Genomic DNA, 25,784 nt, shown 5'->3' on the forward strand with positions numbered 1-25,784 from the left:
AAATGAATATAACTGTTTTTTCATTTACAAAAAATGGTAAAGATATAAATATCAGATTGATGGATATATTAAAGAATAATAATATTTCCTCATATACAATGCAAAAGTATCTTACAGACAGTAGAATGAGAGTTTTTACAGATTTGAAAGAAACCGTAAAGGAGCATTTTAATGATGATGCAATTATTTTTGTCGGCGCCACAGGAATTGCGATAAGAAGTATTGCACCATATATAAAAGATAAATTTAGCGATCCTGCGGTGCTTGTTATAGATGAGCTTGGCAGATATGTGATATCTCTGCTCTCAGGACATATGGGTGGTGCCAATGAATTGGCGGAATATATAGGAGGGGCACTTGGTGCCACTCCTATTATTACTACAGCCACTGATATTAACGGAGCATTTGCGGTAGATGTATTTGCAAAAAAGCATAATTTAATAATCTCATCAAGAAAACTTGCAAAGGATGTGAGTGCCGCATTGCTTGATAAAAAAGCAGTGGATATTGACAGTGATATTGACGGTATAAATGTGAAGGATATCAAAAAGAAATTGAATCCTTTAAATGAGGACTGTGAGCTTAGAATAAGGATTACCGACAGAGTTTATGATGAAAATGTACTGGCGCTTATACCAAAGGATATATATCTTGGCGTAGGATGTAAAAAAAATACGGATTCACGAAAAATGTGGGATTTTGTAAATGAAGTACTCAAAGAAGAAGGCATTGATATAAGAGCTGTAAAAGCTGTAGGAAGTATTGATATAAAGAAAGATGAAAATGCAATCAAAGAACTTGCCGATAGACTCTCGGTTCCCTTTAATACTTTTTCAAAGGATGAATTAAACGGAGTTGAAGGAGAATTTAATGAGTCTGAGTTTGTAAAACAGACTGTAGGTGTAGGGAATGTATGTGAAAGATCGGTTCTTATACAGTGCAATAATCTGATAATGGGAAAGACGGCAAAAGACGGAATAACTCTTGCTATAGGACGGGGTTTATATGGTATATCTGATAGTTGATAAAAAAAATGAAAATGATTTTGAAAAAATAAATTATTACAAATTATATTTGCAGAATATCTATCATGATGATGTGGAATGTATCATAGAAGACAACAGGGTAATTACACCTCTCGGCAAAGAGGGAGAAGCTTTGGAAGAAAAGGGGAGAACCGTCAGAAAGAAACTATCCGGTGCAAAGGCGGTATATCTTTTTCGTGATAAGGAGTTTGCGGCGTTAAAGATTTGACGGACAAATTATTAGACTATAAGTACAGGTTATACCAAATATAACAAAAATATTTTTGATATTAACAATTTCATATTGCGAATATTTTTCTATTCATATATGATACAATGGTATCAAAGTAAAACTTACTTTCGAGGTGTGTTATGGTTACAGTTGCATTAGATGCAATGGGTGGAGATTATTCACCCGAAGAAATAATAAAAGGGGCGTTTGATGCCTTAAAGAAAGATAAAGACATTAATGTTATTTTAGTCGGTAAGAAGGAGGTTTTAGAGGGGAAGATAACTGAAGAGTATAAGGACAGATGTAGTGCGGTTTACGCAACAGAGGTAATAACAAATGAGGAAGCACCTGTAGCGGCTATCAGAGCAAAGAAAGATTCATCGATAGTGGTGGGAATGAACCTTGTAAAGGAAGGTAAGGCGGACGGCTTTGTAAGTGCCGGAAGCACAGGAGCCGTTCTTGTAGGTGGACAGCTTATAGTAGGCAGGATTAAGGGAATACTTAGACCTGCATTGGCGCCACTTATTCCTACAGAAAAAGGTGTGTCTTTGCTTATAGACTGCGGTGCAAATGTAGATGCAAGGGCTGAACATCTGGTTCAGTTTGCCAGAATAGGTTCATTGTATATGGAAAAAGTAATAGGTATAAAAAATCCGAGAGTCGGCATTGTAAATATAGGTGCCGAGGAAGAAAAAGGAAATGCTCTAGTAAAAGAGACCATGCCGCTTTTGAAAGAGTGTGATGATATCAACTTCATCGGCAGCGTAGAGTCAAGAGAGATACCTAAGGGCGGTGCCGATATTATAGTTTGTGAAGCATTTGTGGGTAATGTTATACTAAAGCTTTATGAAGGCTTGGGTTCTACACTGTTAGGCAAGATAAAAGGTGCTTTGATGAAAAATGTCTTTACAAAGATAGGTGCAATGATGATAAAATCATCATTAAAAGAGACATTAAAGTCTTTTGATGCGAGTGAATACGGCGGAGCGCCACTTCTTGGTTTAAACGGCCTCGTGGTAAAAGCACATGGTAATTCAAAGGCAAATGAAATTTGTAATTCAATTTTACAATGCAAGAGCTTTAAAGAAGAAGCTTTGAGTGATATTATAAGAGAAAAAATGACAAAGAATTAGAATGGAGAAAAAAATGGAGTTTGAGAAATTAAAGAAAATTATTGCTGAGGTTTTAAATATTGATGAGAGTACAATTGAGCTTAATTCAGCTTTTGTAGACGATTTGGGAGCTGATTCACTTGACCTGTTTGAGATTATCACAGGAATTGAAGAAGAATTTGAGCTTGAGATACCTCAGGAAGTTGCAGAGAATATTCATACTGTAAATGATGCGGTAGAAGAAATAAAGAAGGCAACCGGCAACTGACTCCTTGATGAAAGATAATGAGGCTATTAACCATTATGATTTATTATCGCTTATATTTTACAATCCTAATCGCAACACTTTCTTAAAGCTTCGCAGGATTTTACGCAGTCTGCGGAACTCGTTTGTTCGCTTGAAGAGCAGCGAACTGCACTCAAACAGGTCCTCGACTGCTGAATACTGTCTCGCTTTGCGAAAGTGTTAAACGCTACAAGGATTGTAAAATAAGAAGCATAATATTTAATCTAATGATAATAGCCTCTTTTGTAAAATTAGAAATAGTAGAGGGTTTGTATGAATAATAATTTAAATGAATTACAGGAATTATTAGGATATGAGTATAAGAATAAAGAGCTTTTGAACCAGGCGCTTACACACAGTTCATATGCAAATGAGCATCAGCTGGGGAAAAACGGATCAAATGAAAGACTTGAGTTTTTGGGAGATGCCGTTTTGGAACTTGTAAGCAGTGAATTTTTCTATGGAGTCTACCCTGATAAACCTGAGGGTGAGCTTACAAAAATAAGAGCCGGTTTTGTCTGTGAAGCGGCTTTGGCGGACTGTGCCAAAAATATAAAACTCAGTAAGTTTTTAAAGCTTGGAAAAGGCGAGGAACATACAGGCGGAAGGATGAGGCCGAGCATTATAAGTGATGCATTTGAGGCACTCATCGGCAGCATCTATTTAGATGGTGGTTTTGCTAATGCAAAAGAGGTGATTTTAAAATTCATTCTGAATGAATACGAAAATAAAGTCTTCTTTTATGATAGCAAGACTATATTACAGGAAGTGATTCAATCACAGGACTCAAAATCTGTAGAGTATACCCCGATATCTGAAGAGGGGCCAGATCATTTGAAAAAATTCGTAGTTGCGGTAAAAATTGACGGTAAAACAATAGGAATGGGAGAAGGTGTAAGCAAAAAGTCGGCGGAGCAGGCGGCAGCCTATGAAGCACTAAAAAAATTGGGGAAAATTGAAGGATGTATTTAAAACGTATTGAAATTCAAGGATTCAAATCCTTTGCAAATAAAATTGTATTTGATTTTCACAATGGAATAACCGGTATTGTAGGCCCGAACGGCTCAGGAAAAAGTAATGTTTCGGATGCGGTAAGATGGGTACTTGGTGAACAGAGTGCAAAGCAGCTCAGAGGCGGAAATATGCAGGATGTCATATTTGCAGGTACCGAGCTTAGAAAACCGCTTGGATTTGCCTATGTTGCCATAACTTTAGATAATTCCGATCATAAGCTTGATATCGACTTTGAAGAAGTTACGGTTTCAAGAAGGCTTTTCAGATCCGGAGAAAGTGAGTATATGATAAACGGTTCCGCCTGCAGGTTAAAGGATATCAGTGAGCTATTCTTTGATACAGGTATAGGCAAGGACGGATATTCCATTATAGGACAGGGACAGGTAGATAAGATACTCAACGGAAAGCCTGAAGAAAGAAGAGAACTTTTTGACGAGGCGGCAGGTATCACAAAGTTTAAAAGAAGAAAAGGTCTGGCTCTAAAAAAACTGGAGTCTGAGAGAGAAAGTCTTGTGAGAGTAAACGACATTCTTACAGAGCTTGAAAAACAGGTAGGTCCTCTTGAAAGACAGGCAAAGGTTGCCAAAGAGTTTTTAGCATTGCGTGAAGAACTGAAAACCTTTGACGTAAACAGCTACATAATGGAGTATGACAGCATAACTCAGAATCTGAATGAATATAAGAAGAGAGAAAAACTTCTTTCAGATGATTTAAACGATGCCAAAGCTTCACTTGAAAGATCGAAGCAGGACTATGAAAATATCACTGCAGATTTAAAAAAGATAGATGAAGAGCTGGATGAATTAAGAAATACAAGAAGCGCTACAAGTATTACATTGCAGGAAATCACTTCACATATTGAAATCTTAAAGGAGCAGATAAATTCCGAAAACAGGAATAATGAAAATCTTGCATCAAGAGGCGAAAATATAGACAGTGATATAGAAAAAAAGCAAAAAGAACTTGATAAACTTGAAGAGGAAAAGAACTCTTTACAAAGGCTTTTAAATGAAGCACATGAAAAAGAAAACAGTGTTTTTGAAGAACTTGAAAATATTGATAAGAATATCAATGAACTCACAAAAAGACTTGAAGATTTAAAAAATGCTTCAGAAGAGTTCAACTCAAAGAATGCCGATCTTAGAGCAAAGAAGGAAAGGTATAAAGGTATCCTTGAGCAGGTTAGACTTAGAAAATCTCAAATGACACAGAGACTTTTGGAGAGTAAAACAGGCCAAAATACTTTAGAGATAAAGATTGAAGAAGAGGATAAAAATCTTTCAGAGATAAATGCTTCTATAGATACAGTCAATGCGGCAAAAAAAGAACTTGAAAATAAAAATGAAGCAATTCATACGGAGATAACAAGATTTGCAAAGGTGGCATCGGACTTGCAGATTAAATACCAAAGAGAATCCGCAAGACTTACTTCGATGAAAAATATTGCTGAAAGATATGAAGGCTATGGAAATTCCATAAAAAAGATTATGGAGACCAGAGACAGAATCGGCGGCATTCATGGAGTTGTTGCCGATATTATCAAGGCGTCACAAAAGTATGAGATTGCTATAGAAACGGCTCTTGGAGGAAGAATTCAGAATATAGTTACAGATTCGGAGAACACTGCAAAGATTCTTATTGACTATATTAAGAAAAATAAATACGGAAGAGCCACATTCCTGCCGCTGTCCTCAGTGAGAAATTCAACGTTTTCAAATAAAGAATTTTTAAAAGAAAAAGGTGTTATAGGAATAGCATCGGAGCTTGTGGAGTTTGACAGTGCCTATGTAAACCTTGTAGGAAGCCTGCTTGGAAAGATTGTTGTTATCGATAATATTGACAATGCAATCGCATTTGAAAAGAAGTTCAGATATGAGTACAGAGTTGTTACACTTGACGGCGAGTCTTTAAGTCCCGGAGGTTCTATAAGCGGTGGTGCTTTTAAAGGCGCAGGAAATTTGCTTGGCAGAAAGCGTGAAATAGACGAACTTGAAGCCGAAATAACGGAACTTTTAAAAAATTATACAGAGGCAAATGATAAGGTGGAAGCCTTAAAGGCCGAGAGAAATTCTATAAATGCAAAACTTGAAGAAAACAGAGTGCAGAACCAGGAACTTATTATTGAAAAAAATAATATAGCGCATAGAAGAAACAGTCTTATAGAGAAACTTGATGAATTAAAGGCTTCATCTATTTCCGTTCAGACAGATTTTGAAAATATCGATAATGAACTTACAGAAATAGAAAATGAGACTAAGAGACTTGATAATACACTTCTTAATGTGGGCGAGGACTTTGGAAAAGTCGGAAAAGATATTGAAAGTATTGAAAAAGAAATCCAAAGCCATAGAAGCAAAAGAGAAACTGTGGTTGAAAGACTTAATTCTTCAAAGCTTGAATATGCAAATATATCGCAGAGACTTGAATTCAGCGATGAGAATGTAAACAGAACAAAAGCGGATATGGATGCTCTTATAGCCGAGAAATCAGGACTGAAGGGTAAGGCTGAAGATATCATAAGAAACATAACCGAAAAAAATCAGAGAATTGAAGAAGAGCAAAGGGCAAGAGAGGAACTTGCTCAAAAAATAGAGGAACTTAAGAAAAAAGAAGAAGAGCTTAGTGAAATCAAGGAAACAAAGAATAAGTCACAGAATAAGATATTTGAAAACAGAGATATTTACAGTGACAGAGTTTCGCTTCTTGACAGAGATATCTATAGGCTGCGAGGTCAGATAGAAAAATCTGAAGAAAGAATTTCAGAGCGAACAAACTATATGTGGAATGAATATGAACTCACATATAATTCTTCTTTGGAGCTAAAGACCGATACAGGTATGAGTTTAAATGATATCAGAGCAAAGATACAGGAACTCAGATCAAAAATCAAAGCTCTTGGAAATGTAAATGTAAATGCTATTTCAGATTATAATGAAGTTTCAGGAAGATATGAGCTTATGAAAAAGCAGCATTCAGATATCCTGGAAGCTGAAGAGACTTTGATAAAGATCATAGAAGAACTTGATATTGCTATGAAAAAGCAGTTCGCTGAAAAGTTTGAAGAAATAGCCAAAGAATTTGATGAAGTATTTAAGGAACTCTTTGGCGGTGGTAGCGGTAAGTTGGTACTTGAAGAGCAGGATGATATGCTTGAAGCGGGTATTGCAATTATTTCACAGCCGCCCGGAAAGAAACTTCAAAATATGATGCAGCTCTCAGGAGGAGAAAAGGCGCTCACAGCTATTGCACTTCTTTTTGCAATACAAAATCTTAAACCTTCACCTTTTGCGCTTCTTGACGAGATAGAGGCGGCTCTGGATGATTCAAATGTAGACAGATTTGCAAAGTATTTGCATAAGTTGACAGATCATACACAATTCATAGTAATTACACATAGGCGTGGTACTATGGTATCTTCGGACAGACTTTATGGAATTACTATGCAGGAAAAAGGAGTTTCAACACTTGTTTCAGTAAATCTTATAGAGAATGAATTGGATAATTAGGAGTTTGACATGGAAGAAAAGAAAAGAGGATTTTTTTCAAGGCTTGTAGAAGGCCTTACCAAGACAAGGAATGCCGTTGTAAGCGGAATAGAAAATGTCTTTCTTGGATATGATGTAATAGATGAAGACTTTTATGAGGAGCTTGAAGAGACCCTTATTATGGGTGATATCGGTATCAGAGCTTCCACAGATATCATAGAAGAACTCAGAAAAAGAGTAAAGGAAGAACATCTGACTTCACCTTCACAGTGTAAAGATGTGCTTATTGAGACTATAAAGCAAAGAATGGATTTGGGTGAGAATGCTTATGAATTTGAAAACAGAAAATCTGTAGTATTTGTTATAGGTGTAAACGGTGTAGGAAAGACCACATCTGTCGGAAAGCTTGCAAGCCAACTTAAAAAAGACGGAAAAAAAGTACTTGTGGTAGCGGCGGATACTTTCAGAGCTGCGGCAATAGAGCAGCTTGAGGAATGGACAAAGAGAGCCGGTGTGGATATAATAGCTCAAAATGAAGGTTCGGACCCGGGAGCGGTGGTATTTGACGCCTGCAAAGCCGCAGTGGCAAGAAATACCGATGTAATGATAGTCGATACGGCAGGAAGACTTCACAATAAGAAAAATCTTATGGAAGAGCTGAAAAAGATAAATAAAATAATTGAGAGAGAATATCCGGATGCATACAGAGAGACATTGGTGGTACTTGACGGTACTACAGGACAAAATGCACTTGAGCAGGCAAGGGTATTTAATGAAGCCGCGAATATAACAGGAATAATACTGACAAAACTTGACGGAAGCGCAAAAGGAGGTATCGCTGTAGCAATACAGGCGGAGCTTTCAATTCCGGTAAAGTATATTGGTGTGGGGGAGAAAATAGACGATTTACACAAGTTCGATTCACAGGAATTTGTAGATGCACTGTTTAGTAATGAGTAATAAAAAAGCTGTTACAAATTATGCAAAATAGAATCGAGGCAATCATGAAGGAATTTACATTAGAAAAATTTGAAGAAGCCAGCGAGCTGGTACAAAGAGTTACATCGGAAACCAAGCTGGTTTTCAGTGAGTTTTTTTCAGAGCAATCAGGAAACAAAGTGTTTTTCAAGCCTGAAAATATGCAGTATACAGGAGCATACAAGGTAAGAGGAGCATACTATAAGATATCGACTTTATCTGAAGAAGAAAAGAAAAAAGGAATTGTAACGGCATCGGCAGGTAATCATGCACAGGGAGTGGCATATGCCGCAAAACTTGCAGGGATCAAGGCTACTGTGTTTATGCCTACCACAACACCACTTATAAAGATAAACAGAACCAAAAACTACGGTGCAAATGTGGAGCTTTACGGTGACGTATTTGATGAGGCTGCAGCAAAGGCTATGGAGTACGCTAAAGAGAGCGGAGCAACCTTTATACATCCTTTCAATGACTTGACAGTGGCTACAGGACAGGGAAGCATTGCCATGGAAATAATCAAAGAACTTCCTACTGTAGACTATATACTCGTACCGATAGGCGGAGGCGGCTTATGTGCAGGAGTTGCAACTCTTGCCAAAATGCTGAATCCGAATATACATGTTATAGGTGTAGAGCCTGAAAATGCGGCATGTATGAAAGCGTCTATAAAAGAAGGTCATATAGTGACTTTAGAATCTGCAAATACAATTGCAGACGGTACAGCAGTAAAGACACCGGGAGATAAGTTATTTAACTATGTTAAGGAAAATATAGACGATATCATAACAATAAACGACAACGAGCTGATAGTTTCATTCCTTGATATGGTGGAAAACCACAAGATGATAGTTGAAAACTCAGGTTTACTTACCGTTGCCGCACTGAAACATCTGAATGTAAAGGGTAAAAAGATTGTTGCTATATTAAGCGGCGGAAATATGGACGTTATAACAATGGCATCTTTGATACAACACGGACTTATAGAAAGAGACAGAATATTTACCGTTTCAGTGCTCTTACCTGATAAGCCGGGTGAACTTGCAAAGGTAGCAGACCTTTTGGCAAGTGAGAGAGGAAATGTTATAAAGCTTGAGCATAATCAGTTTATAAGTATAAACAGAAATGCGGCAGTAGAGTTAAGAATCACTATTGAAGCCTACGGAACGGAGCATAAGGAACAGATAGTTGAAAGATTGAATAAAGAGGGGTACAGACCGAAACTTGTAAGGAGTAAGGGAACTTATAATGCTTGATGGAAAAGTAAATGTAGATTTCAGGGGATTTTTAGATAAATTTCATTTTAAAACCAATATAATCTATTGCATAAAATGGGGGATAGTTTCAGTTATAATAGGCGTAGTTGTCGGTGTTGCGGGGTCAAGCTTCGGACATGCCATAGATTTGGCGACAAGAATCTGGAGAAGTCACAGCTATACACTTTACCTTATGCCTATAGCGGGACTTTTGATTGCGGCACTTTATCATTTTATACATGCCGACAATCCGAGAGGTACCAACTATGTAATTGATTCTATCTCCTCAGGAGAAAGACTGCCTTTAAAGATGGCACCGGCTATTTATATATCATCATTTCTTACACATTTGACTTCAGGAAGTGCGGGAAGAGAAGGTGCGGCATTGCAGATAGGCGGAAGTATCGGAAGTTTTATAGGAAGAAGATTAAAGCTTGGACAGAGCAGATTTTCAGATAAGGCCGATATAAATATTGCAATAATGTGCGGAATGGCGGCATGCTTTTCGGCACTTTTCGGAACACCGATTACAGCATCAATATTCAGTATGGAAATATTCAGCGTAGGTGTAATGTATCATGCGGCACTTATTCCATGTATACTTTCATCATATGTTGCGGTATATATTGCAGGACTTTTACATACACCCGAAGAGAAATTTATATTGCAAAACACACCGGAGTGGAGCCTTAAGATGGTATTATTTATGATATTGCTTGCGGCTTTAAGCGCAACGGTGGCGATATTGTTTTCTGTAGTGATGCATGAAAGTGCGGATCTTTATAAAAAATATTTTAAAAATCATTATATTAGGATTGTAGTTGCATCAATTTTATTTATAATATTAACTGTAATCTCGGGAAGCAGAGATTATAACGGAGGCGGATTCTGGCTGATAGAAAGAAGTATGGAAGGAGATGTGAGATATGAAGCATTTCTTATGAAAATACTTTTTACAGCGGTAGCCCTTGGAGGAGGCTTTAAAGGTGGAGAGATAGTTCCGACATTTGTTATAGGAGCAACCTTCGGAGGTGCTTTTGCAAAGGTATTCGGACTTCCTTATGAGCTATGTACTGTATGCGGAATGATTGCATGCTTTGTCGGAGTAACCAACTGTCCGATAGCCTCGATTTTTATGGGAATAGAATTTTGCGGTAGCCTTGGACTTAATTATTATGCTATAGTAGTGGGAGTCAGTTTCGTTTTATCAGGCTATTACGGACTATACAGTTCGCAAAAGTTTGCATACTCAAAAACAGAAGCGAGATATGTAGGTTCAGACGCAATAAGTATCAGAAAGAAAAGACAAAACAGTTAGGAGGTCATTTATGGCTATATTTGAAGGAGCAGGTGTTGCACTTATTACACCTATGAATGAAGACGGTAGTGTAAATTATAATAAATTGGAGGAAATACTTGAGGAGCAGATAGCAGGCGGTACGGACTGTATTATTGCATGCGGTACAACAGGTGAAGCGTCAACTCTTACAATAGAAGAACATTTAGATGTTATAAAGAGAACAATTGAGATAGTAAATAAAAGAATTCCGGTAATTGCAGGTACAGGTTCAAATTCTACGGAAACAGCTGTGGAGTTTTCAAAAGAAGCACAGGAATACGGTGCTGACGGTGTGCTTGTGGTTTCACCTTATTACAATAAAGCTACACAAAAAGGACTTATACAGCATTTCAGTGCAATAGCAAATGCAATAGATATTCCTGTTGTGCTTTACAATATTCCGGGAAGAACAGGAGTAAATATCGAGCCTGAGACTATTGCATACCTGGTAAATAATGTACCTAATATAGTCGGTGTAAAAGAGGCAAGCGGAAACTTTTCAAATGCAATAAAGACTTTGAGACTCTGCCCTGAGATAGATATGTATTCAGGAAATGACGATCAGGTTGTTCCGCTTATGAGTATCGGAGCAAAAGGAGTTATATCAGTTTTATCAAATGTAGCTCCAAGACAGACACATGATATGTGTCAGGCCGCACTTGACGGTGATTTTGTAAAGGCAAGAAAGATGCAGATAGAGGCTCTTGATGTTGTAGAGAATTTGTTTACAGAGGTAAATCCTATACCTGTAAAGGCTGCAATGAACTTACAGGGAAAGAATGTAGGACCGCTTAGACTTCCTCTTACACAGATGGAAAAGGCACATGAGGATGCTTTGGCTAAGGCTATGAAGGAGTACGGTATATTATAATGACTAAAATAATATTAAACGGTGCAAACGGAGCCATGGGTAAGGTAGTCAGCGAGCTTATAGCTTTGGATTCAACTGTTGAAATAGTTGCGGGAGTTGACTTAAATACAGATGTGGACTTAGGATTTCCTGTATTTGACGATATAAGAAAGATAGATATAGAGGCGGATGCCGTAATTGACTTTGCTTCAGTGAAGGCTGTGGATAATCTTCTGGATTTTATTGAAGAAAAAAAGATACCTGCCGTTATTTGTACCACAGGACTAAGCGAGGAACAAATCGGAAGAATCAATGAACTTTCAAAAAACACAGCGATTCTTCGTTCAGCAAATATGTCCTTGGGTATAAACACTCTATCAAAAGTTTTGGCACAGATAGCTCCCACACTTAGAGCTGCAGGCTTTGATATAGAGATAGTGGAAGCACATCACAGAAGAAAACTTGATGCACCGAGCGGTACGGCTATTTTACTTGCGGATGCGGTAAATGAAAATATGGATGAGAAGCTTACTTATACCTATGACAGAAGCAAAAGACATGAGCCTAGAAGAGCTGATGAGATAGGGCTTTCTGCTGTAAGAGGCGGTACAATAGTCGGAGATCACGATGTGATCTTTGCAGGTGAAGATGAGGTAATAACGTTCAGTCATAGAGCATATTCCAGAAAGATTTTTGCAAACGGTGCGATATCGGCAGCGAAATTTTTACAGGGTAAGACTGCAGGATTATATGATATGAGTGATGTAATCTAAATATGAAGATATTGGGGATTATTGCGGAATATAATCCTTTTCACAACGGACATGATTATCAGATAAAAAAAGCAAAAGAAATGTCAGGTGCCGATTATATAATTGCAATTATGAGCGGTAATTATGTACAAAGAGGAGCACCGGCTATATTTGATAAAAGCATAAGAACGAAGATGGCGTTAAATGTCGGAATTGATGCGGTTTTTGAAATTCCGGCTCTGTTTAGCGGTGCAAGTGCAAATGATTTTGCGGGATTTGGGATAAGTCTTTTAAAAATACTTGGAGCAGACTTTATATCTTTCGGTGCTGAAAATGACAATTACAAACTTCTTGATACTGTAGCAAAAGTTTTGACGGATAAAGAGCAGGAGCTTGCTGTAAAAAAATATATGGCGGAGGGGCTAAACTATGCCAAAGCAAGGCATAATGCGATAATAGAGGCATTGAAAGAACGGGAGAGGGAAGATATTACTGAGATAGAGAATATACTTTCTTCTCCCAATAATATACTTGCAATCGAGTATCTAAAAAATATAAGACTAATTAATGCTGATATTCATCCTGTTATAATCAGTAGAAGCGGAAGCGGCTACCATGAAAAGGAAATAGAGGAGAGCAAGTTTTCATCGGCTACAGCCATCAGAAGGCTTGTCAGTGAATCAAACTCGGATATATTTATGGAAAGCATAAAAACTGCCATACCCGATGTAAATATAGATTTATTTAGAAAAAGTAATCCTGTGTTTGATGATGATTTTTTATTTACTGTACAAAGAAGCATATTGGAAAAGCTAGGTAAGGGTGATGATCTTTCAGAGTATTGCGATGTTTCAAAAGAACTTGCCAATACTATGGAGAAAAATATATTTGAACTTGAAAATAAAAACTACGGTGATTTTATTTTGAAGCTTAAAAGTAAGAACTTCACATACACCCGAATAAGTAGAGCAATTTTTCATCTGCTTTTAAATCATAAAAAGAAATTATTGGAAGAGATAAAGGCGGAAAAAAATATGGTCGCCTATCCGATGCTTTTAGGTTTCAGAAAGGATGCAGGCGATCTGCTTTCGGAACTGAAAAAAAGAAGTGAGCTTCCGATTATCAGTAAGGTAAGTAATGCAGGGAATATATTAAGTCCTGCCAGTCTTAAAATATTTGAAAATAATATCTACGCCGATTTTTTATACAATTCAATTTATTTTGAAAAATACGGTGAAAAGCTTTGTAATCCGTACAGAAGGAATGTGGTTATGGTATAATTTTACCTTGCCAAATCTTTTCCCGGATGTTAAAGTATCCTTTAGTAAAACAGACGGTCGCACAAGTGTGAGGAAAGTCCGGGCTTTATAGGGCAGGATGCCGGATAACATCCGGTGGAGGCGACTCCAAGGAAAGTGCAACAGAAAATAACCGCCGAAAGGTAAGGGTGAAAAGGTGGTGTAAGAGACTACCGCTCATATGGTAACATATGGGGACAGTGTAAACCCCATCCAAAGCAAGACCGAAGCGAATAGGGCGGCCCGTCCGAAGTTCAGGTAGGTTGCTAGAGCCTTGTGGTAACATAAGGACCAGATAGATGACCGTTTAATACATAACCCGGCTTATGTTTTGCTCAGGCTCCCAAAAGGGAGCCTGTTTTTTATACTATGAGTATGTAATATATTTTTCAAAATTCATTGAAATTTAACATATAAAGGTATATGATTGTGTTATCATATATTCATAGAGTAGTCTTTTCTTGTAGGTATTTTTATTGGTGCCATTTTATATGGCGAATTTTTATAAGAAAAGAATGGAGGGTAACTATGGAAAGAGTGATTGATGTTGCACGATATATTTGTGATGAATATCAAAAAATGTCAGGGGAAGCAATTGATGAGATGAAATTGCATAAACTGCTTTACTTTTCACAGCGAGAAAGCTTTGCAGTAACAGGTAAGCCACTTTTTGCTGATGAATTTGAAGGATGGCGTTACGGTCCTGTTTGTGTTGCAGTCAGAAAAAGCTTTTGTCAAGGAGAAATTATCTCTAAGGAAATAGAAAAAATATCTGATGAAGCAGTATATATTGTTTCTAATGTAATAGCACAATACGGAGAACTGGCATCATGGAAACTTAGCAAACTTTCACATGATGAGATTTCATGGAAAAATGCACGCAAAGGCTTGAGTGTTTGTGAGAATGGAGATAATAAATTATCTTTGGAAGATATTGAAGAGGATGCAAAAAAGGTTAGACCATATGACTATATATGGGATATGTATCTGGATGAATTCGAAGATTACGAGGATTTATGATGATAGGAAAAGTCTATAAATCCATTGTTCCTTATTATGATAGAGTTAATCGTAGACAAAGTTTTAAAAGTAGACCATGTTTAATAATAGGTCAGGCGGATGCAGGTGACTATGTAGTTTTGCCTATATCGTCAATTTCTGATAAAAGTAAGGTGAATCCGATTTATGACATAAGTCTTGATTGTTCCGTTTTTACATTTTTACACAAAAATTCTTATTTGAGAACACATAAACAAACTGTAGTAAATATATCATTACTTAAAGATCAGTTAGTAGATTTTAAATCAGTACATGAAGAAACATTTTTAGAAAGTATCATTAAAGTTGAGGAGTTTCAGAAGAAAATGACCTCTGATGCTTTATAAAACAGCTTCATATTAAATGCCGAGGGTAGGTTGATTATCAACCTGCCTTTTTTGTATAAAGATTTACTCTATCTTAACCTAATACATGGTAGAATATAGGAAAGCTTAAACGTAGGAGAGTAAGATGAAATATTTCGAGAATAAGTACACGAGATTTCAAGAGAGAAAAAAGAATATAATACAGGCATTGGCGACACTGGCAACAAATGCAAACTTAAAAGGATTTTTTGAAGGCAGGATATACACAGGAAATACCAAAGTTGCATGTGTACCGGGGCTTAATTGCTATTCATGTCCGGGGGCGGTAGGCTCATGCCCCATAGGTTCATTACAGGCCGTAATAGGCAGTAAGAAATTCAGCATATCATACTATGTATTCGGAATAATGATACTGATAGGAGCATTACTCGGAAGACTGGTATGCGGACTTTTATGTCCTTTCGGATTTGTACAGGATCTTTTATATAAGATACCGACACCGAAATTTAAAATACCTGAAAAGATAGACAGACCGCTCAGATACTTAAAATATGCAATATTACTTGTATTTGTAATACTTCTGCCGATGTTTTTGACAAATCAATTCGGACTTGGAGCACCTTATTTTTGTAAGCTTATCTGTCCGGCAGGAACATTGGGCGGAGCACTGCCTTTACTTGCAACAAATGAAGGACTCAGAAGCACTATCGGATTTTTATTTTTCTGGAAACTCAGCATTTTAATAGTAATAGTGGCATTATCAATATTTACATACAGACCGTTTTGCAAATATATATGTCCGCTTGGAGCATTCTACTCATTCTTTAACAAAATAGGATTTTATAAGATGGAGTTTGTTCCGGACAAATGTGTAAATTGCGGACTTTGTGAAAAGTCATGTAAGATGGATATAAATGTCAGAGCAAATCCGAACTCATTGGAATGTATCAGATGCGGAGCCTGTACAGCGGCCTGCAGACATGACGCACTTGTAATGACATATGCCGGATTAGGAAAGAAAAAAGAAGATAAGCCTGTAGCGGCTAAGACATGCAGTGGAAATTGCAGAGGATGTGCCCATGTGGAATAGACTTTCTATAAGAGCAAAACTGACGCTGGTTACAGGTGCTGTGCTTTGTACAATATCTTTAGTGTCATATCTTATAAATATAGGAAATGCCTCAACGATATTTATATTGCCGGATAATGCCAATATAACAGAGGCCGCCGGTGAGAACTGTTTTCAGCTGGATATGAATGTGGCACAGGAGACATTCAGAATAAATTGTTTTTATATAACAATGCTCTGCTCTGTGATAGGAACTGCACTTATGTGGTATGTCAGCGGAAAAGTCTTAAAGCCTTTGAATACATTTGCGGATACTATAAAAGATCTTGATATAAATAAAATAAATGAAGAGATAAATGTGGTTAAGACAAAAGACGAAGTAGGAGAATTACAAAACGCCTTCAACTATATGCTTCAAAATATCAAAGAGTCATATATAAGACAAAAAAGTTTTTCACAGAATGCCGCGCATGAACTTAAGACTCCTGTTGCCGCAATAAAGACAAACTTGGAAGTTTTGAGTATGGACGATGAACCGGGAGTTGAGGAGTATAAAGACTTTGTAAACGTAGTGGACAGACAGGTGGAAATGATGAGTTCAATAGTACAGGGACTCAGACTTTTAAGCAGCGGTGAAGAGCTTAATCTTGAGAAAGTATGCCTTCAAACAATTGTTGATGAGGTAATATCGGATTTAAGAAATGATTTGGAAAGTAAAATGCAAAAGATAAGTATAGATTTTGATAATAAAAAATTTATCGTATCTGCAGACAGAGTACTTTTAAAACAGGCAATCTTTAATCTTATGCACAATGCAATAAGATATTCAAATAAAGAGGCAAGCATTGAAATCAGGCTTAAAGATAATATATTAAGTATAAAAAATTACGGAGTCGGAATACCGAAAGAAGATTTGGAAAAAATATTTGATGCATTTTATTGTGTAGACAAATCCAGATCGAAAAAATACGGCGGAAGCGGCCTCGGACTTGCAATAACCAAGGAAATAATGAATAAGCACAAGTTTAATATAAGTGCGAACAGTATGAAAAATGATTTTGTAGAACTTTTAATAGATTTCAAAGGAGAACATAAATGAAAGAATTGATAAAAAAAGCTGAAAAGAGCAGAATACTTCCATTTGCAGCTCTCGGAATAGGAGCAATAATGGTGGTAGCCGGTGTTATAAGAGATGAGCATCTTGTAGTATTAAAAAAGGCGGTCAATATATGCCTTGAATGTATCGGTATAGGATAATAGCGATATTACATCGTTAAAATAAATTTAAGGAGAAATATATGAAAAAGAATTTGAAAAAGCTTATGATAGCGGCTGCGGCAGTATCGGTTTTGATGGGTTGTGCAAACAATGCAAAAACAAATGAGACTAAAGAAACGGTTGCGGAAAGTGTGGATGCAAAAGAAGCCGGTATGAGTATTGAAGCAAACACTGATATGCCGACAGATATGCCTTATTTGCCGGGAGCAGAAAACGGAAAGATAAAATCAATTTCAGATGATGTGATACGTATAGAGAGGATATCATATGTCGGAAATGAACCGGTAAGCAGTGAAAGTACAGCCGGTAAAGATGAACAGGAAGTTCCGGATGAAGTTGACCTTTTACTTGATAATTCGGGAATAAAGTTTGTAGATATATCTACAGGACTTGTAAGTGATGCACCGAAGGAAGGCGATACTATTTATGCATGGGTGGCGCCTGAGTATATGATGAGTTTGCCACCACAGGTAAATTCATATGTGGTACTGACCAATGTACCTGATAAATTACATATGCCTATGTATACAGACAGTATCGAAGGATATGAGGAGTCTGACGGTAAAGTAAAGCTTAAAGATACTCTAAACAATGCCAAATGGAGTATTGACAATAAAGTAAAACCTGTACTTTCATCGACAGGTGAAGAAGTTGAGTTTTCAGATATCAAAAAAGGTGATAAAGTCCTCGTATGGTCTGATAACTTCATGCTTACAGGTGATAGTAAAGAAGCGCCTGAGATAAATGTAAGCAGAGTGGTAATATTAAGATAGAATACTGAATTTCTTAACCTTAGCTTTACCTAAGTTATGGTATACTACCACAGTATTATAGATAAGGAGTAATTATGAGGAAGAAAATATTGATTTTAGGTATGGCTCTTATGATGGCAGCCGGAATAAGTGCTTGTAATGCAAGCAGCAAGACTTCATCAAGTGAGGCCACAACTACAGAGTCAAAGCAGGCTGATGCCAAGGCGGAAGATTCCAAACAGGCTGAGTCCGATAAAGAAGATAAGAAGTTCCCTGAGTTCACTGCAAAGACTGTTTCAGGAGAGGATATAAGCAGTGATTTATTTAAAGACAGCAAACTTACAGTTGTAAATGTATGGGGAAGCTGGTGCGGTCCATGTGTTCAGGAGATTCCTGAGTTGCAAAAACTCTATGAAAGCATGAAAGACGAAGATGTGAATGTAATCGGTCTTGCACAGGATGCCGGAACAGACTTGGATGCTGTTAAGGAAATAATTGATAAGAACAAAGTTACATATCAGAACATAGTTCCTGAAGGTGCTACTGAGGACTTTGTAATGAGTCTTATGGCTTTTCCTACAACATTCTTTGTAGATTCTGACAGAAATATAGTAGGCGTAATACAGGGTGGCAGAAATCTTGAGGCATTTACAGCAGCCGTTGAGGGTGTGTTGGAAAAGCTTAAATAATGTAGGGATTAAATATATAGGATAACAGAGGAATGGGCATACTAGTCATTTATAGTATAGCCCATTCCTCTGTTTGTTTTTATAACATCGCTTCCAAGTTTTTTTCTTATAGCCGCTATATGTACCTTTATAACACCTGAGGCGTCACTTGCATTCATATCTACATTGTGCTCAAGCAGTTCATCGGCAGAAACCAAAGTATCCTTATGCAGACAAAGATACTCAAAAATAGCGTATTCCTTCGGAGTAAGAGCAATATTTTCACCGTCCTTTTGAACCTGCTTTTTATTTACAAACAGTGTAATACCGTGAGAGTCAAGCTTTATACAGTCATTGTTTGCGCTGTATGAAGTACGAAGCAATGCTCTTATCCTTGCCTCCAGCTCTTTAAAGTGGAAGGGCTTTACCATATAGTCGTTTGCACCGAGGTCAAGTCCCAGAACCTTATCATTTAAAGTATCCCTTGCAGATAAAATAATGACCTTACAGTCAGGATTATCCTCTCTTATAACCTTTAAAACCTCAAGACCGTCAAGCTTCGGCATATTCAAATCAAGAACTATCAGATCGTACTCGGATTCAAAATATAGACTCAGAGCCTCTTCGCCGTCCATAGCCGTATCCACATAATAGTTAAGTTTACGAAGTCCCTTTGCAAGTCCGTTTAAAATATCCTCTTCATCTTCACATATTAAAAGTCGCATATAATCTCCCTGAAATATTGATAAGTATAAAGATACAATGAAATTACACGAATGGCAATATAGGAAAAGTGAATAAATACACAAATTTTATGAATGAAAAGAATCAAAACATTCATTTATAGAATAAAAACACTGCTGTTTATTAATGGAAGAACGTCTATTGAAAAGCAGACTGAAAGTAGAGAACAAAGTTTTAACAAAGTTGACAAAATTCTTAATATGTCTTTAAGTAATCTTAATTTTTTCGTTGAATAAATAATATTCGGTTGTATAATAGTATAAAGAAAAAGTTCTTTTTAAAAGAAAATAAACATATATGAAAGGAAATAACCGATTGATTGACATTCATGCCCACATAGTTTTCGGTGTGGATGACGGAGCAAGAAATCCTGACGAGTCTCTTAAACTTATAGATATGGCAGTTAGTCAAGGTATAGAGAAAATAATAGCAACGCCACATAACATGCCGAACCTAAGACCCGAGGAGATAGTTGAAAAAATAAATGTATTAAACACAAAACTGAAAGAAGAAAATATCAAATGTGATATTTATACTGGACAGGAGATATTTTATTCAAAAGACACTATAGAGTCATTGAAAAAGAAAAAGTATCTGACACTGGCAGGCAGCAATTATGTTCTGGTGGAATTTGATCCCGGAGTAAGTTTCAATTACTTGAAGATGGCAACAAGAGATATAATCTTTGGCGGCTTTATTCCGGTATTTGCTCATGTTGAGCGGTATTCATGTTTAAGAAAGAATAAGAGACTTGAAGAAATAAAAACCTTAGGTGCATTGTTTCAAATGAACTACAGCAGTTTGAACGGTGGAATTTTCAATATGAATACACTTTGGTGTAAGAAGAAGATAAAGGAAGGTAATATTTCCTTTATGGCTACAGATATGCATAGAATTGACTTAAGGAAACCTGAAATCACAAAAGCATTATCATGGATTTCAAAGAATGCGGAAAAGTATCTGATAGAAATGACATATGAAAATGCAAACGTAATATTACAGAAATAGAATGGAGTAGATAAATGGAGGAAAGAATGACAAATGAAGAGACAGAAATAGATCTGCTCGAACTTATCTTTGTATTAAAAGAAAAATGGTGGATGATTTTATCGGCAGGAATACTGGGGTTTGTATTAGCGACGGTTTTCAGCATATTTTTTATCACACCGCAGTATCAGTCCACATCACAGATGTATGTCTTGTCAAAAGAGACAACATTGAACTCTTTGGCAGATCTTCAAATAGGAAGTCAGCTTACAAAAGACTATAAGATCATGATACAGAGCAGACCTGTACTTGAAGAGGTTATAGAAAAACTCGGGCTTAATATTAATTATAAGCAGCTGAGAAAAAAGCTGAAAGTGGATAATCCTTTGGATACAAGAATATTGTCACTGACGGTGACTGATCCCAATCCTGAAAATGCAAAGGAAATTGTAAATCAGATAGCACTTTCATCATCAAAATATATAGGCGATTTGATGGAGGTGGTTCCTCCAAAAATAATAGAGCTTGGAATAGCACCGGAAGAAAAATCGGGACCAAGCATAAAGAAAAATGCCATGATGGGAGCAATCTTGGGAATATTTCTGATTTCGGGAATAATAGTAGCGATAGAACTTCTGGATGACAGTGTAAAGAGCGAGGAAGACCTGGAAAAGAATCTGAAACTCACAATACTTGCAAGCTTACCGGAATACAAAAAGAATAAATAACTTGAGAGGGGGAGACATGGAAATATTATTCAATCTTGAAGGAATGGACAAAGGCTTTTTATATGACGAGTCCATGCGAATGCTAAGAACCAATCTTCAATTCTCAGGTTCAAATATCAAAGTTGTACTTTTTACAAGTTCAATACAGGGTGAGGGAAAGTCGGAGACAAGCTTTCAGCTGGCAATGAGCCTGGCACAAATAGATAAGAAGATATTGTATATCGATGCGGATATGAGAAAGTCAGTACTGACCACAAGGTATCAGATAAAAGAAAGTGTTGAAGGACTGAGTCAGTTTTTAAGCGGAATGAATACCGCAGATATAATTTATACAACGAATATTCAAAATCTTGATGTGGTGTTTGCAGGGCCTTATGCACCGAATCCTGCAGAGCTGTTGTATGAGCCGAGACTTGATGAATTTATAAAAGCACAGAGAGAAGCCTATGACTACATAATAATAGATACTCCGCCACTTACAAATATTGTGGATGCGGCAATTATCGGAAGATGTGTTGACGGTGCGGTGATAGTGGTAAAAAGCTCCACAGTCAGTCAAAGGATGGTAAAAAAAGTAAAGGATCAGCTTGAAAAAGTAAACTGCAGGATATTAGGTGCTGTTCTTAACGGACTGGAGATGAAAAAAAGCAGCTATCATTATAAATACTACGGCGATTACTACAGTTATAAAAAATGAAAACACATATAAAGAAAAAAACAGTCGGGTTTTGTGTGTTGCTTTTACTTGCAGTAACAATTACAGCTATAAATATATGGCAAAACAACAGGTACAGGGCGATAGCCACTACATTGACAAATAAAGCCGATGTAGCTTCAGGTACCGGGCATATAAGTTTTAAAGGTAAAAATTACAGACGGAAAAGCTATGTAAAGGCAATACTTGTACTGGGAATAGATTCAAATGTAGATATGTACTATATACAGGATGCAGGTTCAGGCGGACAGGCTGACGGTATAGGACTTATAGCATGGGACACAAACAGTAATAAATTAAATATGATAATCATACCGAGAGATACTATGACGGAAATTCCGGTTACAGATGTAAATGGAGATATCGTAGGAAAGACTTTGCAACATATTACAATGGCATATGCATTTGGAGACGGAAATGAAATAAGCTCGGAGTTTATGAAAGAATCTGTAAGCGATCTTTTTGGAGGATTATATATAGATCAATACTTTGCCATGAATACGGTTGCAATAAAAACAATCAATGATGCAATAGGCGGAGTTGATGTGGTAATACCTTATGAAGGTATGGAAGCAGCTGATCCTTCTTTTATAAAAGGGGCAAAGGTTAATCTGAAAGGAGATTTGGCTGAAAAGTTTTTGAGATATAGAGATACAAACAAAGATTTTTCGGCAATGACCAGAATAGAGGCACACAAAGTATACATTGAAGCATATCAAAATAAACTTAAAAAATATAATGGAGATTCACTTATAGAAAATATATTGAGAGATATCGACCCGTATTGTTATACAGATATGCAAAAAGATATGATTTTAAAACTTGGTGCCTGTGCCATGGCGGATGACGACTTCAATGAAGACAGATTTTATGTGCTTGAGGGTGAAAATAAGAAAACAGGGCTTTATGACGAGTTTTATGCAGACCGTGAAAAAGCAATGAATAAAATTATTGAACTGTTTTATACAGAGGAATGAAGAAAGGGATAGAGATATGAAGAAAAAAGGTATAGCAGTGTTGGCATGCATATTGGCTGTTTCAATGGCAGGCGGAGCATTCGGCGCTTCCAGTATACAAGGAGGAAGCGGATCAAGTTCAGGTAGCCACAGAAGAGGCGGCGGCGGCGGAGGTGGTGGCGGCGGCAGCCACAGAAGAAGCGGCGGCGGAAGTTCAGGCGGAAGCGGAGGCGGCGGAGGCGGCAGCGTTCGCAGAGGAGTAACAGGTTCATATTCAAGCTCGAGCACAAGTACTCAAACAAACAATCAGACAAATACTCAAAGCTCGGCAACAAATACACAGGTAGCATCTACCGCAATTCGTTTTGTAGCTGCACTTGAGAACGGTCATGCCACAACACCTGCAGCAGGAAGCGAAACCACAGGACTTCCTGAAAAAACAGTCGCAAGTATAAACAGCTTGAACCAAGGCGGAAATATAAATGATGCAACAGCTTTAAAAGACTATGCGGAATATAAAGCTTTGGATAAAACTATTGCGATACTTACTACAGATGCAAACGGCAAGATTGCCGATGTTCAGACAAAAGTAACTATATATGTACCCAACATAGTGGAGGGTAAGGACATAAAGGTACTTGCCTATGCCAATATTACAGGTACATGGTCACCTGTACAGGTAATAGGAATAAATTATCAGGCAAAGACTATAGATGTTTTGCTGAACGGCTCATCAACAGTTTGCGTGATTTACAAATAAAAAATTTTAAAATTGAGGCAATGGGGAAAAATGCAAGAACATGACGTTAAACTAAAATACTTACATGGTGCGGCTGTAATGCTGGCTATCTATGATATGATTGCGGTAAATTTGTCATATCTTATAGGACTATGGCTACGCTTTGATTTACAATTTTCACATATTGAGGGTAAATATATATTGGCGTGGTCAAAATTTGTTCCGATATATACCCTCATAACCTTGATAACTTTTATTGCTTTGAAGCTATACAGAAGCATTTGGCAGTTTGCAAGCTATACGGAATTAAAGCATGTAATGTATGCAAGCATTATAACAGGATTTTTACATACTTTACTTATTACATTGATGTTTGAAAGAATGCCGATAGCTTATTATCTGTTTGGAATATTGATACAATTTTTGGCAGTTCTTGGAAGTCGCTTTTCCTATAGATTTGTGCTTTTACTTCGTTCAGACAGAGAAAATGTCAGAAAATCACAAAAAGATATGTCAAGAGTGATGATAGTAGGTGCGGGAAATGCGGGAAGATTGCTTTTAAGAGATATCAAAAGATCGGTTGACTATAATGACAGCGTGATTTGCTTTATAGATGATGACAAGTCAAAATGGGGAAGAACGGTTGACAATATACCGATAGTAGGCGGAAGAAACCGAATACTTGATAATGTAGTGCATTACAGAATAGATAAAATATACGTGGCAATACCCGGAAGCAGTCCTGAGGAACTTAGTAAGATATTAAATATCTGCAAGGAATCAGGATGTATACTGAAAAATTTACCCGGAATGTGTCAGCTTGCAAACGGTAAAGTTGCCGTTAAAGATCTAAAGGACGTTAATATTGAAGACTTACTTGGAAGAGCGCCTATAAAAGTGGATCTTGATGAGATATTCAACTATCTAAACGGTAAGACTATCATGGTAACAGGCGGAGGAGGTTCTATAGGAAGTGAGCTTTGCAGGCAGATTGCTGCGCACTCACCAAAGCATCTTATAATATTTGATATTTATGAGAACAATGCTTATGAGATTGAGCAGGAACTGTTGATGAACTATCCGAAGCTGAATCTCGATACAATAATAGGATCTGTGAGAGATTTAAAGAAGCTTGAACAGGTATTTGCAACATTCAAACCTGATGTGGTATATCATGCGGCGGCACACAAGCATGTTCCGCTTATGGAAGACAGCCCTTGTGAGGCTATAAAAAACAATGTAATGGGAACATACAATACTGCACTTGCGGCATTACATTACGGATGTAAAAGATTTGTACTTATCTCAACAGATAAGGCGGTAAATCCCACAAATGTAATGGGAGCCAGCAAAAGAATGTGTGAAATGATTATCCAGACATTTGCAAGGAAAGTAAAGGAAGGAAGAGCAGGTGAGCTTAGACCTATACAGGTGCAAAAGGATAACAGAATTATCGGTATGGAAGAGTATTATAGTGCTGTAGAAAATCCCACTACAGAGTTTGCGGCTGTCAGATTCGGAAATGTGCTTGGAAGCAACGGTTCCGTAATACCTAAGTTTAAAAAGCAGATAGAAGCCGGAGGTCCTGTCACAGTCACACATCCCGATATTATCAGATATTTTATGACAATCTCGGAGGCTGTATCTTTGGTACTGCAGGCAGGAAACTATGCAAAAGGCGGTGAGATATTTGTCCTTGATATGGGTACACCTATAAAGATAGACACAATGGCAAGAAATCTTATAAGACTCTCAGGACTGCGCCCCGATATAGATATCAAGATAGAATACTCAGGGCTTCGTCCGGGTGAGAAACTCTTTGAAGAGAGACTTATGTCCGAGGAAGGCCTCGAGACTACACCGAATAAACTGATAAGTATAGGTAAGCCTATTGATTTTAATGAAGATAAGTTTTTAAAACAGCTTAAGTTATTATCCGTATATATGGGAGAGAACAACGGAAATATCCGTGAACATATAAAGGAGATAGTGACAACATATCATATAGCGCAAGTCGACAGCATAAATAGTGAATTATTTGATAACAAAAATGAAATTGCAAACGGATTACATCATGAAGACTTACCACAGGCAGCAAATTGATTTTATTAACTTAAAAAGCTTACAGGAGCAGTCTTGTAGGCTTTTTTCTTTGTA

General features: G+C 37.1%; 26 protein-coding genes and 1 other RNA gene. 26 read left to right on the forward strand and 1 reads right to left on the reverse strand.

The window, feature by feature from the left end; translation table 11 throughout:
- Positions 1 to 2 precede the first annotated feature (2 nt).
- From cbiG to HMPREF1140_RS11885, 20 genes are all read left to right on the forward strand, one after another.
- The gene (cbiG, locus tag HMPREF1140_RS11800) at positions 3 to 1,025 is read left to right on the forward strand and encodes a cobalt-precorrin 5A hydrolase (protein WP_009664095.1); all 1,023 of its coding nucleotides are present in this window, start codon (positions 3 to 5) and stop codon (positions 1,023 to 1,025) included.
- Positions 1,006 to 1,254 carry a hypothetical protein gene (locus HMPREF1140_RS11805; protein WP_009664194.1) on the forward strand — a complete coding sequence of 83 codons (249 nt, stop codon included), beginning with the start codon at positions 1,006 to 1,008 and terminating at the stop codon, positions 1,252 to 1,254. Before cbiG ends, HMPREF1140_RS11805 begins: the two co-directional genes overlap by 20 nt.
- Before the next feature lie 143 nt (positions 1,255 to 1,397).
- Positions 1,398 to 2,390 (forward strand): phosphate acyltransferase PlsX, encoded by a 993-nt coding sequence (plsX, locus tag HMPREF1140_RS11810; protein ID WP_009664051.1) that lies wholly within the window; start codon positions 1,398 to 1,400, stop codon positions 2,388 to 2,390.
- 13 nt (positions 2,391 to 2,403) lie between these two features.
- Positions 2,404 to 2,637: an acyl carrier protein gene (gene acpP, locus HMPREF1140_RS11815; RefSeq protein ID WP_007592858.1), complete on the forward strand. Its 234-nt coding sequence runs from the start codon at positions 2,404 to 2,406 to the stop codon at positions 2,635 to 2,637.
- 291 nt (positions 2,638 to 2,928) lie between these two features.
- Positions 2,929 to 3,627: a ribonuclease III gene (rnc, locus tag HMPREF1140_RS11820; RefSeq protein WP_009664134.1), complete on the forward strand. Its 699-nt coding sequence runs from the start codon at positions 2,929 to 2,931 to the stop codon at positions 3,625 to 3,627.
- Entirely contained in the window at positions 3,618 to 7,175 is a 3,558-nt protein-coding gene (smc, locus tag HMPREF1140_RS11825) for a chromosome segregation protein SMC (RefSeq protein ID WP_009664049.1), read from the forward strand. Before rnc ends, smc begins: the two co-directional genes overlap by 10 nt.
- Positions 7,176 to 7,184: 9 nt before the next feature.
- Complete coding sequence (ftsY, locus tag HMPREF1140_RS11830) at positions 7,185 to 8,114, forward strand: signal recognition particle-docking protein FtsY (protein ID WP_009664101.1); 930 nt, start codon at positions 7,185 to 7,187, stop codon at positions 8,112 to 8,114.
- 44 nt (positions 8,115 to 8,158) lie between these two features.
- Positions 8,159 to 9,388, forward strand: a complete 1,230-nt coding sequence (ilvA, locus tag HMPREF1140_RS11835; RefSeq protein ID WP_035620563.1) for a threonine ammonia-lyase — start codon at positions 8,159 to 8,161, stop codon at positions 9,386 to 9,388.
- Positions 9,381 to 10,706, forward strand: a complete 1,326-nt coding sequence (locus HMPREF1140_RS11840) for a chloride channel protein (protein WP_009664115.1) — start codon at positions 9,381 to 9,383, stop codon at positions 10,704 to 10,706. The genes ilvA and HMPREF1140_RS11840 overlap by 8 nt, the downstream gene beginning before the upstream one ends.
- Positions 10,707 to 10,716: 10 nt before the next feature.
- The gene (gene dapA, locus HMPREF1140_RS11845; RefSeq protein ID WP_009664066.1) at positions 10,717 to 11,598 is read left to right on the forward strand and encodes a 4-hydroxy-tetrahydrodipicolinate synthase; all 882 of its coding nucleotides are present in this window, start codon (positions 10,717 to 10,719) and stop codon (positions 11,596 to 11,598) included.
- The gene (dapB, locus tag HMPREF1140_RS11850) at positions 11,598 to 12,350 is read left to right on the forward strand and encodes a 4-hydroxy-tetrahydrodipicolinate reductase (RefSeq protein ID WP_009664062.1); all 753 of its coding nucleotides are present in this window, start codon (positions 11,598 to 11,600) and stop codon (positions 12,348 to 12,350) included. Before dapA ends, dapB begins: the two co-directional genes overlap by 1 nt.
- A 2-nt stretch (positions 12,351 to 12,352) precedes the next feature.
- The gene (locus HMPREF1140_RS11855) at positions 12,353 to 13,609 is read left to right on the forward strand and encodes a tRNA(Met) cytidine acetate ligase (RefSeq protein ID WP_009664048.1); all 1,257 of its coding nucleotides are present in this window, start codon (positions 12,353 to 12,355) and stop codon (positions 13,607 to 13,609) included.
- 41 nt (positions 13,610 to 13,650) lie between these two features.
- Positions 13,651 to 13,969, forward strand: an RNA gene (gene rnpB, locus HMPREF1140_RS13100) — RNase P RNA component class A.
- A 186-nt stretch (positions 13,970 to 14,155) separates the two neighbouring features.
- The gene (locus tag HMPREF1140_RS11860) at positions 14,156 to 14,647 is read left to right on the forward strand and encodes a Panacea domain-containing protein (protein ID WP_009664137.1); all 492 of its coding nucleotides are present in this window, start codon (positions 14,156 to 14,158) and stop codon (positions 14,645 to 14,647) included.
- The gene (locus tag HMPREF1140_RS11865; protein WP_051000451.1) at positions 14,644 to 15,012 is read left to right on the forward strand and encodes a hypothetical protein; all 369 of its coding nucleotides are present in this window, start codon (positions 14,644 to 14,646) and stop codon (positions 15,010 to 15,012) included. The genes HMPREF1140_RS11860 and HMPREF1140_RS11865 overlap by 4 nt, the downstream gene beginning before the upstream one ends.
- A 124-nt stretch (positions 15,013 to 15,136) precedes the next feature.
- Positions 15,137 to 16,081 (forward strand): 4Fe-4S binding protein, encoded by a 945-nt coding sequence (locus HMPREF1140_RS11870; protein WP_009664057.1) that lies wholly within the window; start codon positions 15,137 to 15,139, stop codon positions 16,079 to 16,081.
- Positions 16,071 to 17,159, forward strand: a complete 1,089-nt coding sequence (locus HMPREF1140_RS11875) for a HAMP domain-containing sensor histidine kinase (RefSeq protein ID WP_009664136.1) — start codon at positions 16,071 to 16,073, stop codon at positions 17,157 to 17,159. The genes HMPREF1140_RS11870 and HMPREF1140_RS11875 overlap by 11 nt, the downstream gene beginning before the upstream one ends.
- On the forward strand, positions 17,156 to 17,317 hold the full coding sequence (locus HMPREF1140_RS13615; RefSeq protein ID WP_009664104.1) for a CD1871A family CXXC motif-containing protein: 162 nt from the start codon (positions 17,156 to 17,158) through the stop codon (positions 17,315 to 17,317). Before HMPREF1140_RS11875 ends, HMPREF1140_RS13615 begins: the two co-directional genes overlap by 4 nt.
- Before the next feature lie 41 nt (positions 17,318 to 17,358).
- Positions 17,359 to 18,111, forward strand: coding sequence for a hypothetical protein (locus HMPREF1140_RS11880; protein ID WP_009664193.1), 753 nt, complete (start codon positions 17,359 to 17,361; stop codon positions 18,109 to 18,111).
- Between the two features lie 74 nt (positions 18,112 to 18,185).
- Positions 18,186 to 18,779, forward strand: coding sequence for a TlpA family protein disulfide reductase (locus HMPREF1140_RS11885; protein ID WP_009664210.1), 594 nt, complete (start codon positions 18,186 to 18,188; stop codon positions 18,777 to 18,779).
- Between the two features lie 41 nt (positions 18,780 to 18,820).
- On the opposite strand, the gene HMPREF1140_RS11890 is transcribed toward HMPREF1140_RS11885, so the two are convergent.
- Positions 18,821 to 19,483 (reverse strand): response regulator transcription factor, encoded by a 663-nt coding sequence (locus tag HMPREF1140_RS11890; RefSeq protein WP_009664096.1) that lies wholly within the window; start codon positions 19,481 to 19,483, stop codon positions 18,821 to 18,823.
- Positions 19,484 to 19,799: 316 nt separating this feature from the next.
- Between HMPREF1140_RS11890 and HMPREF1140_RS11895 the strand changes: the two genes are divergently transcribed.
- Genes HMPREF1140_RS11895 through HMPREF1140_RS11920 form a run of 6 tightly spaced genes read left to right on the forward strand, consistent with a single transcriptional unit; the run spans position 19,800 to position 25,730 of the window.
- Positions 19,800 to 20,510, forward strand: coding sequence for a CpsB/CapC family capsule biosynthesis tyrosine phosphatase (locus tag HMPREF1140_RS11895; protein ID WP_035620565.1), 711 nt, complete (start codon positions 19,800 to 19,802; stop codon positions 20,508 to 20,510).
- Between the two features lie 26 nt (positions 20,511 to 20,536).
- The gene (locus HMPREF1140_RS11900; RefSeq protein WP_242822887.1) at positions 20,537 to 21,217 is read left to right on the forward strand and encodes a YveK family protein; all 681 of its coding nucleotides are present in this window, start codon (positions 20,537 to 20,539) and stop codon (positions 21,215 to 21,217) included.
- A gap of 16 nt (positions 21,218 to 21,233) precedes the next feature.
- Positions 21,234 to 21,914 carry a CpsD/CapB family tyrosine-protein kinase gene (locus HMPREF1140_RS11905; protein WP_009664084.1) on the forward strand — a complete coding sequence of 227 codons (681 nt, stop codon included), beginning with the start codon at positions 21,234 to 21,236 and terminating at the stop codon, positions 21,912 to 21,914.
- Complete coding sequence (locus HMPREF1140_RS11910; RefSeq protein WP_009664139.1) at positions 21,911 to 22,909, forward strand: LCP family protein; 999 nt, start codon at positions 21,911 to 21,913, stop codon at positions 22,907 to 22,909. The genes HMPREF1140_RS11905 and HMPREF1140_RS11910 overlap by 4 nt, the downstream gene beginning before the upstream one ends.
- Positions 22,910 to 22,925: 16 nt before the next feature.
- On the forward strand, positions 22,926 to 23,648 hold the full coding sequence (locus HMPREF1140_RS11915; RefSeq protein WP_009664186.1) for a hypothetical protein: 723 nt from the start codon (positions 22,926 to 22,928) through the stop codon (positions 23,646 to 23,648).
- Positions 23,649 to 23,678: 30 nt separating this feature from the next.
- Positions 23,679 to 25,730, forward strand: coding sequence for a polysaccharide biosynthesis protein (locus HMPREF1140_RS11920; RefSeq protein ID WP_009664078.1), 2,052 nt, complete (start codon positions 23,679 to 23,681; stop codon positions 25,728 to 25,730).
- Positions 25,731 to 25,784 lie beyond the last annotated feature (54 nt).

The organism is Lachnoanaerobaculum sp. ICM7, from assembly GCF_000287675.1.
In the GTDB taxonomy this organism is placed as follows: domain Bacteria; phylum Bacillota; class Clostridia; order Lachnospirales; family Lachnospiraceae; genus Lachnoanaerobaculum.

Coding starts and splice junctions, on each gene's coding strand:
- HMPREF1140_RS11875 (WP_009664136.1), top strand. CDS start 16,071: ATGTGGAATAGACTTTCTATAAGAGCAAAACTGACGCTGGTTACAGGT.
- ftsY (WP_009664101.1), top strand. CDS start 7,185: ATGGAAGAAAAGAAAAGAGGATTTTTTTCAAGGCTTGTAGAAGGCCTT.
- plsX (WP_009664051.1), top strand. CDS start 1,398: ATGGTTACAGTTGCATTAGATGCAATGGGTGGAGATTATTCACCCGAA.
- smc (WP_009664049.1), top strand. CDS start 3,618: ATGTATTTAAAACGTATTGAAATTCAAGGATTCAAATCCTTTGCAAAT.
- HMPREF1140_RS11890 (WP_009664096.1), bottom strand. CDS start 19,483: ATGCGACTTTTAATATGTGAAGATGAAGAGGATATTTTAAACGGACTT.
- HMPREF1140_RS11840 (WP_009664115.1), top strand. CDS start 9,381: ATGCTTGATGGAAAAGTAAATGTAGATTTCAGGGGATTTTTAGATAAA.
- HMPREF1140_RS11880 (WP_009664193.1), top strand. CDS start 17,359: ATGAAAAAGAATTTGAAAAAGCTTATGATAGCGGCTGCGGCAGTATCG.
- HMPREF1140_RS11905 (WP_009664084.1), top strand. CDS start 21,234: ATGGAAATATTATTCAATCTTGAAGGAATGGACAAAGGCTTTTTATAT.
- dapB (WP_009664062.1), top strand. CDS start 11,598: ATGACTAAAATAATATTAAACGGTGCAAACGGAGCCATGGGTAAGGTA.
- HMPREF1140_RS11900 (WP_242822887.1), top strand. CDS start 20,537: ATGACAAATGAAGAGACAGAAATAGATCTGCTCGAACTTATCTTTGTA.
- HMPREF1140_RS11915 (WP_009664186.1), top strand. CDS start 22,926: ATGAAGAAAAAAGGTATAGCAGTGTTGGCATGCATATTGGCTGTTTCA.
- ilvA (WP_035620563.1), top strand. CDS start 8,159: ATGAAGGAATTTACATTAGAAAAATTTGAAGAAGCCAGCGAGCTGGTA.
- dapA (WP_009664066.1), top strand. CDS start 10,717: ATGGCTATATTTGAAGGAGCAGGTGTTGCACTTATTACACCTATGAAT.
- rnc (WP_009664134.1), top strand. CDS start 2,929: ATGAATAATAATTTAAATGAATTACAGGAATTATTAGGATATGAGTAT.
- acpP (WP_007592858.1), top strand. CDS start 2,404: ATGGAGTTTGAGAAATTAAAGAAAATTATTGCTGAGGTTTTAAATATT.
- HMPREF1140_RS13615 (WP_009664104.1), top strand. CDS start 17,156: ATGAAAGAATTGATAAAAAAAGCTGAAAAGAGCAGAATACTTCCATTT.
- HMPREF1140_RS11895 (WP_035620565.1), top strand. CDS start 19,800: ATGAAAGGAAATAACCGATTGATTGACATTCATGCCCACATAGTTTTC.
- HMPREF1140_RS11855 (WP_009664048.1), top strand. CDS start 12,353: ATGAAGATATTGGGGATTATTGCGGAATATAATCCTTTTCACAACGGA.
- HMPREF1140_RS11805 (WP_009664194.1), top strand. CDS start 1,006: ATGGTATATCTGATAGTTGATAAAAAAAATGAAAATGATTTTGAAAAA.
- HMPREF1140_RS11865 (WP_051000451.1), top strand. CDS start 14,644: ATGATGATAGGAAAAGTCTATAAATCCATTGTTCCTTATTATGATAGA.
- HMPREF1140_RS11910 (WP_009664139.1), top strand. CDS start 21,911: ATGAAAACACATATAAAGAAAAAAACAGTCGGGTTTTGTGTGTTGCTT.
- HMPREF1140_RS11885 (WP_009664210.1), top strand. CDS start 18,186: ATGAGGAAGAAAATATTGATTTTAGGTATGGCTCTTATGATGGCAGCC.
- cbiG (WP_009664095.1), top strand. CDS start 3: ATGAATATAACTGTTTTTTCATTTACAAAAAATGGTAAAGATATAAAT.
- HMPREF1140_RS11860 (WP_009664137.1), top strand. CDS start 14,156: ATGGAAAGAGTGATTGATGTTGCACGATATATTTGTGATGAATATCAA.
- HMPREF1140_RS11920 (WP_009664078.1), top strand. CDS start 23,679: ATGCAAGAACATGACGTTAAACTAAAATACTTACATGGTGCGGCTGTA.
- HMPREF1140_RS11870 (WP_009664057.1), top strand. CDS start 15,137: ATGAAATATTTCGAGAATAAGTACACGAGATTTCAAGAGAGAAAAAAG.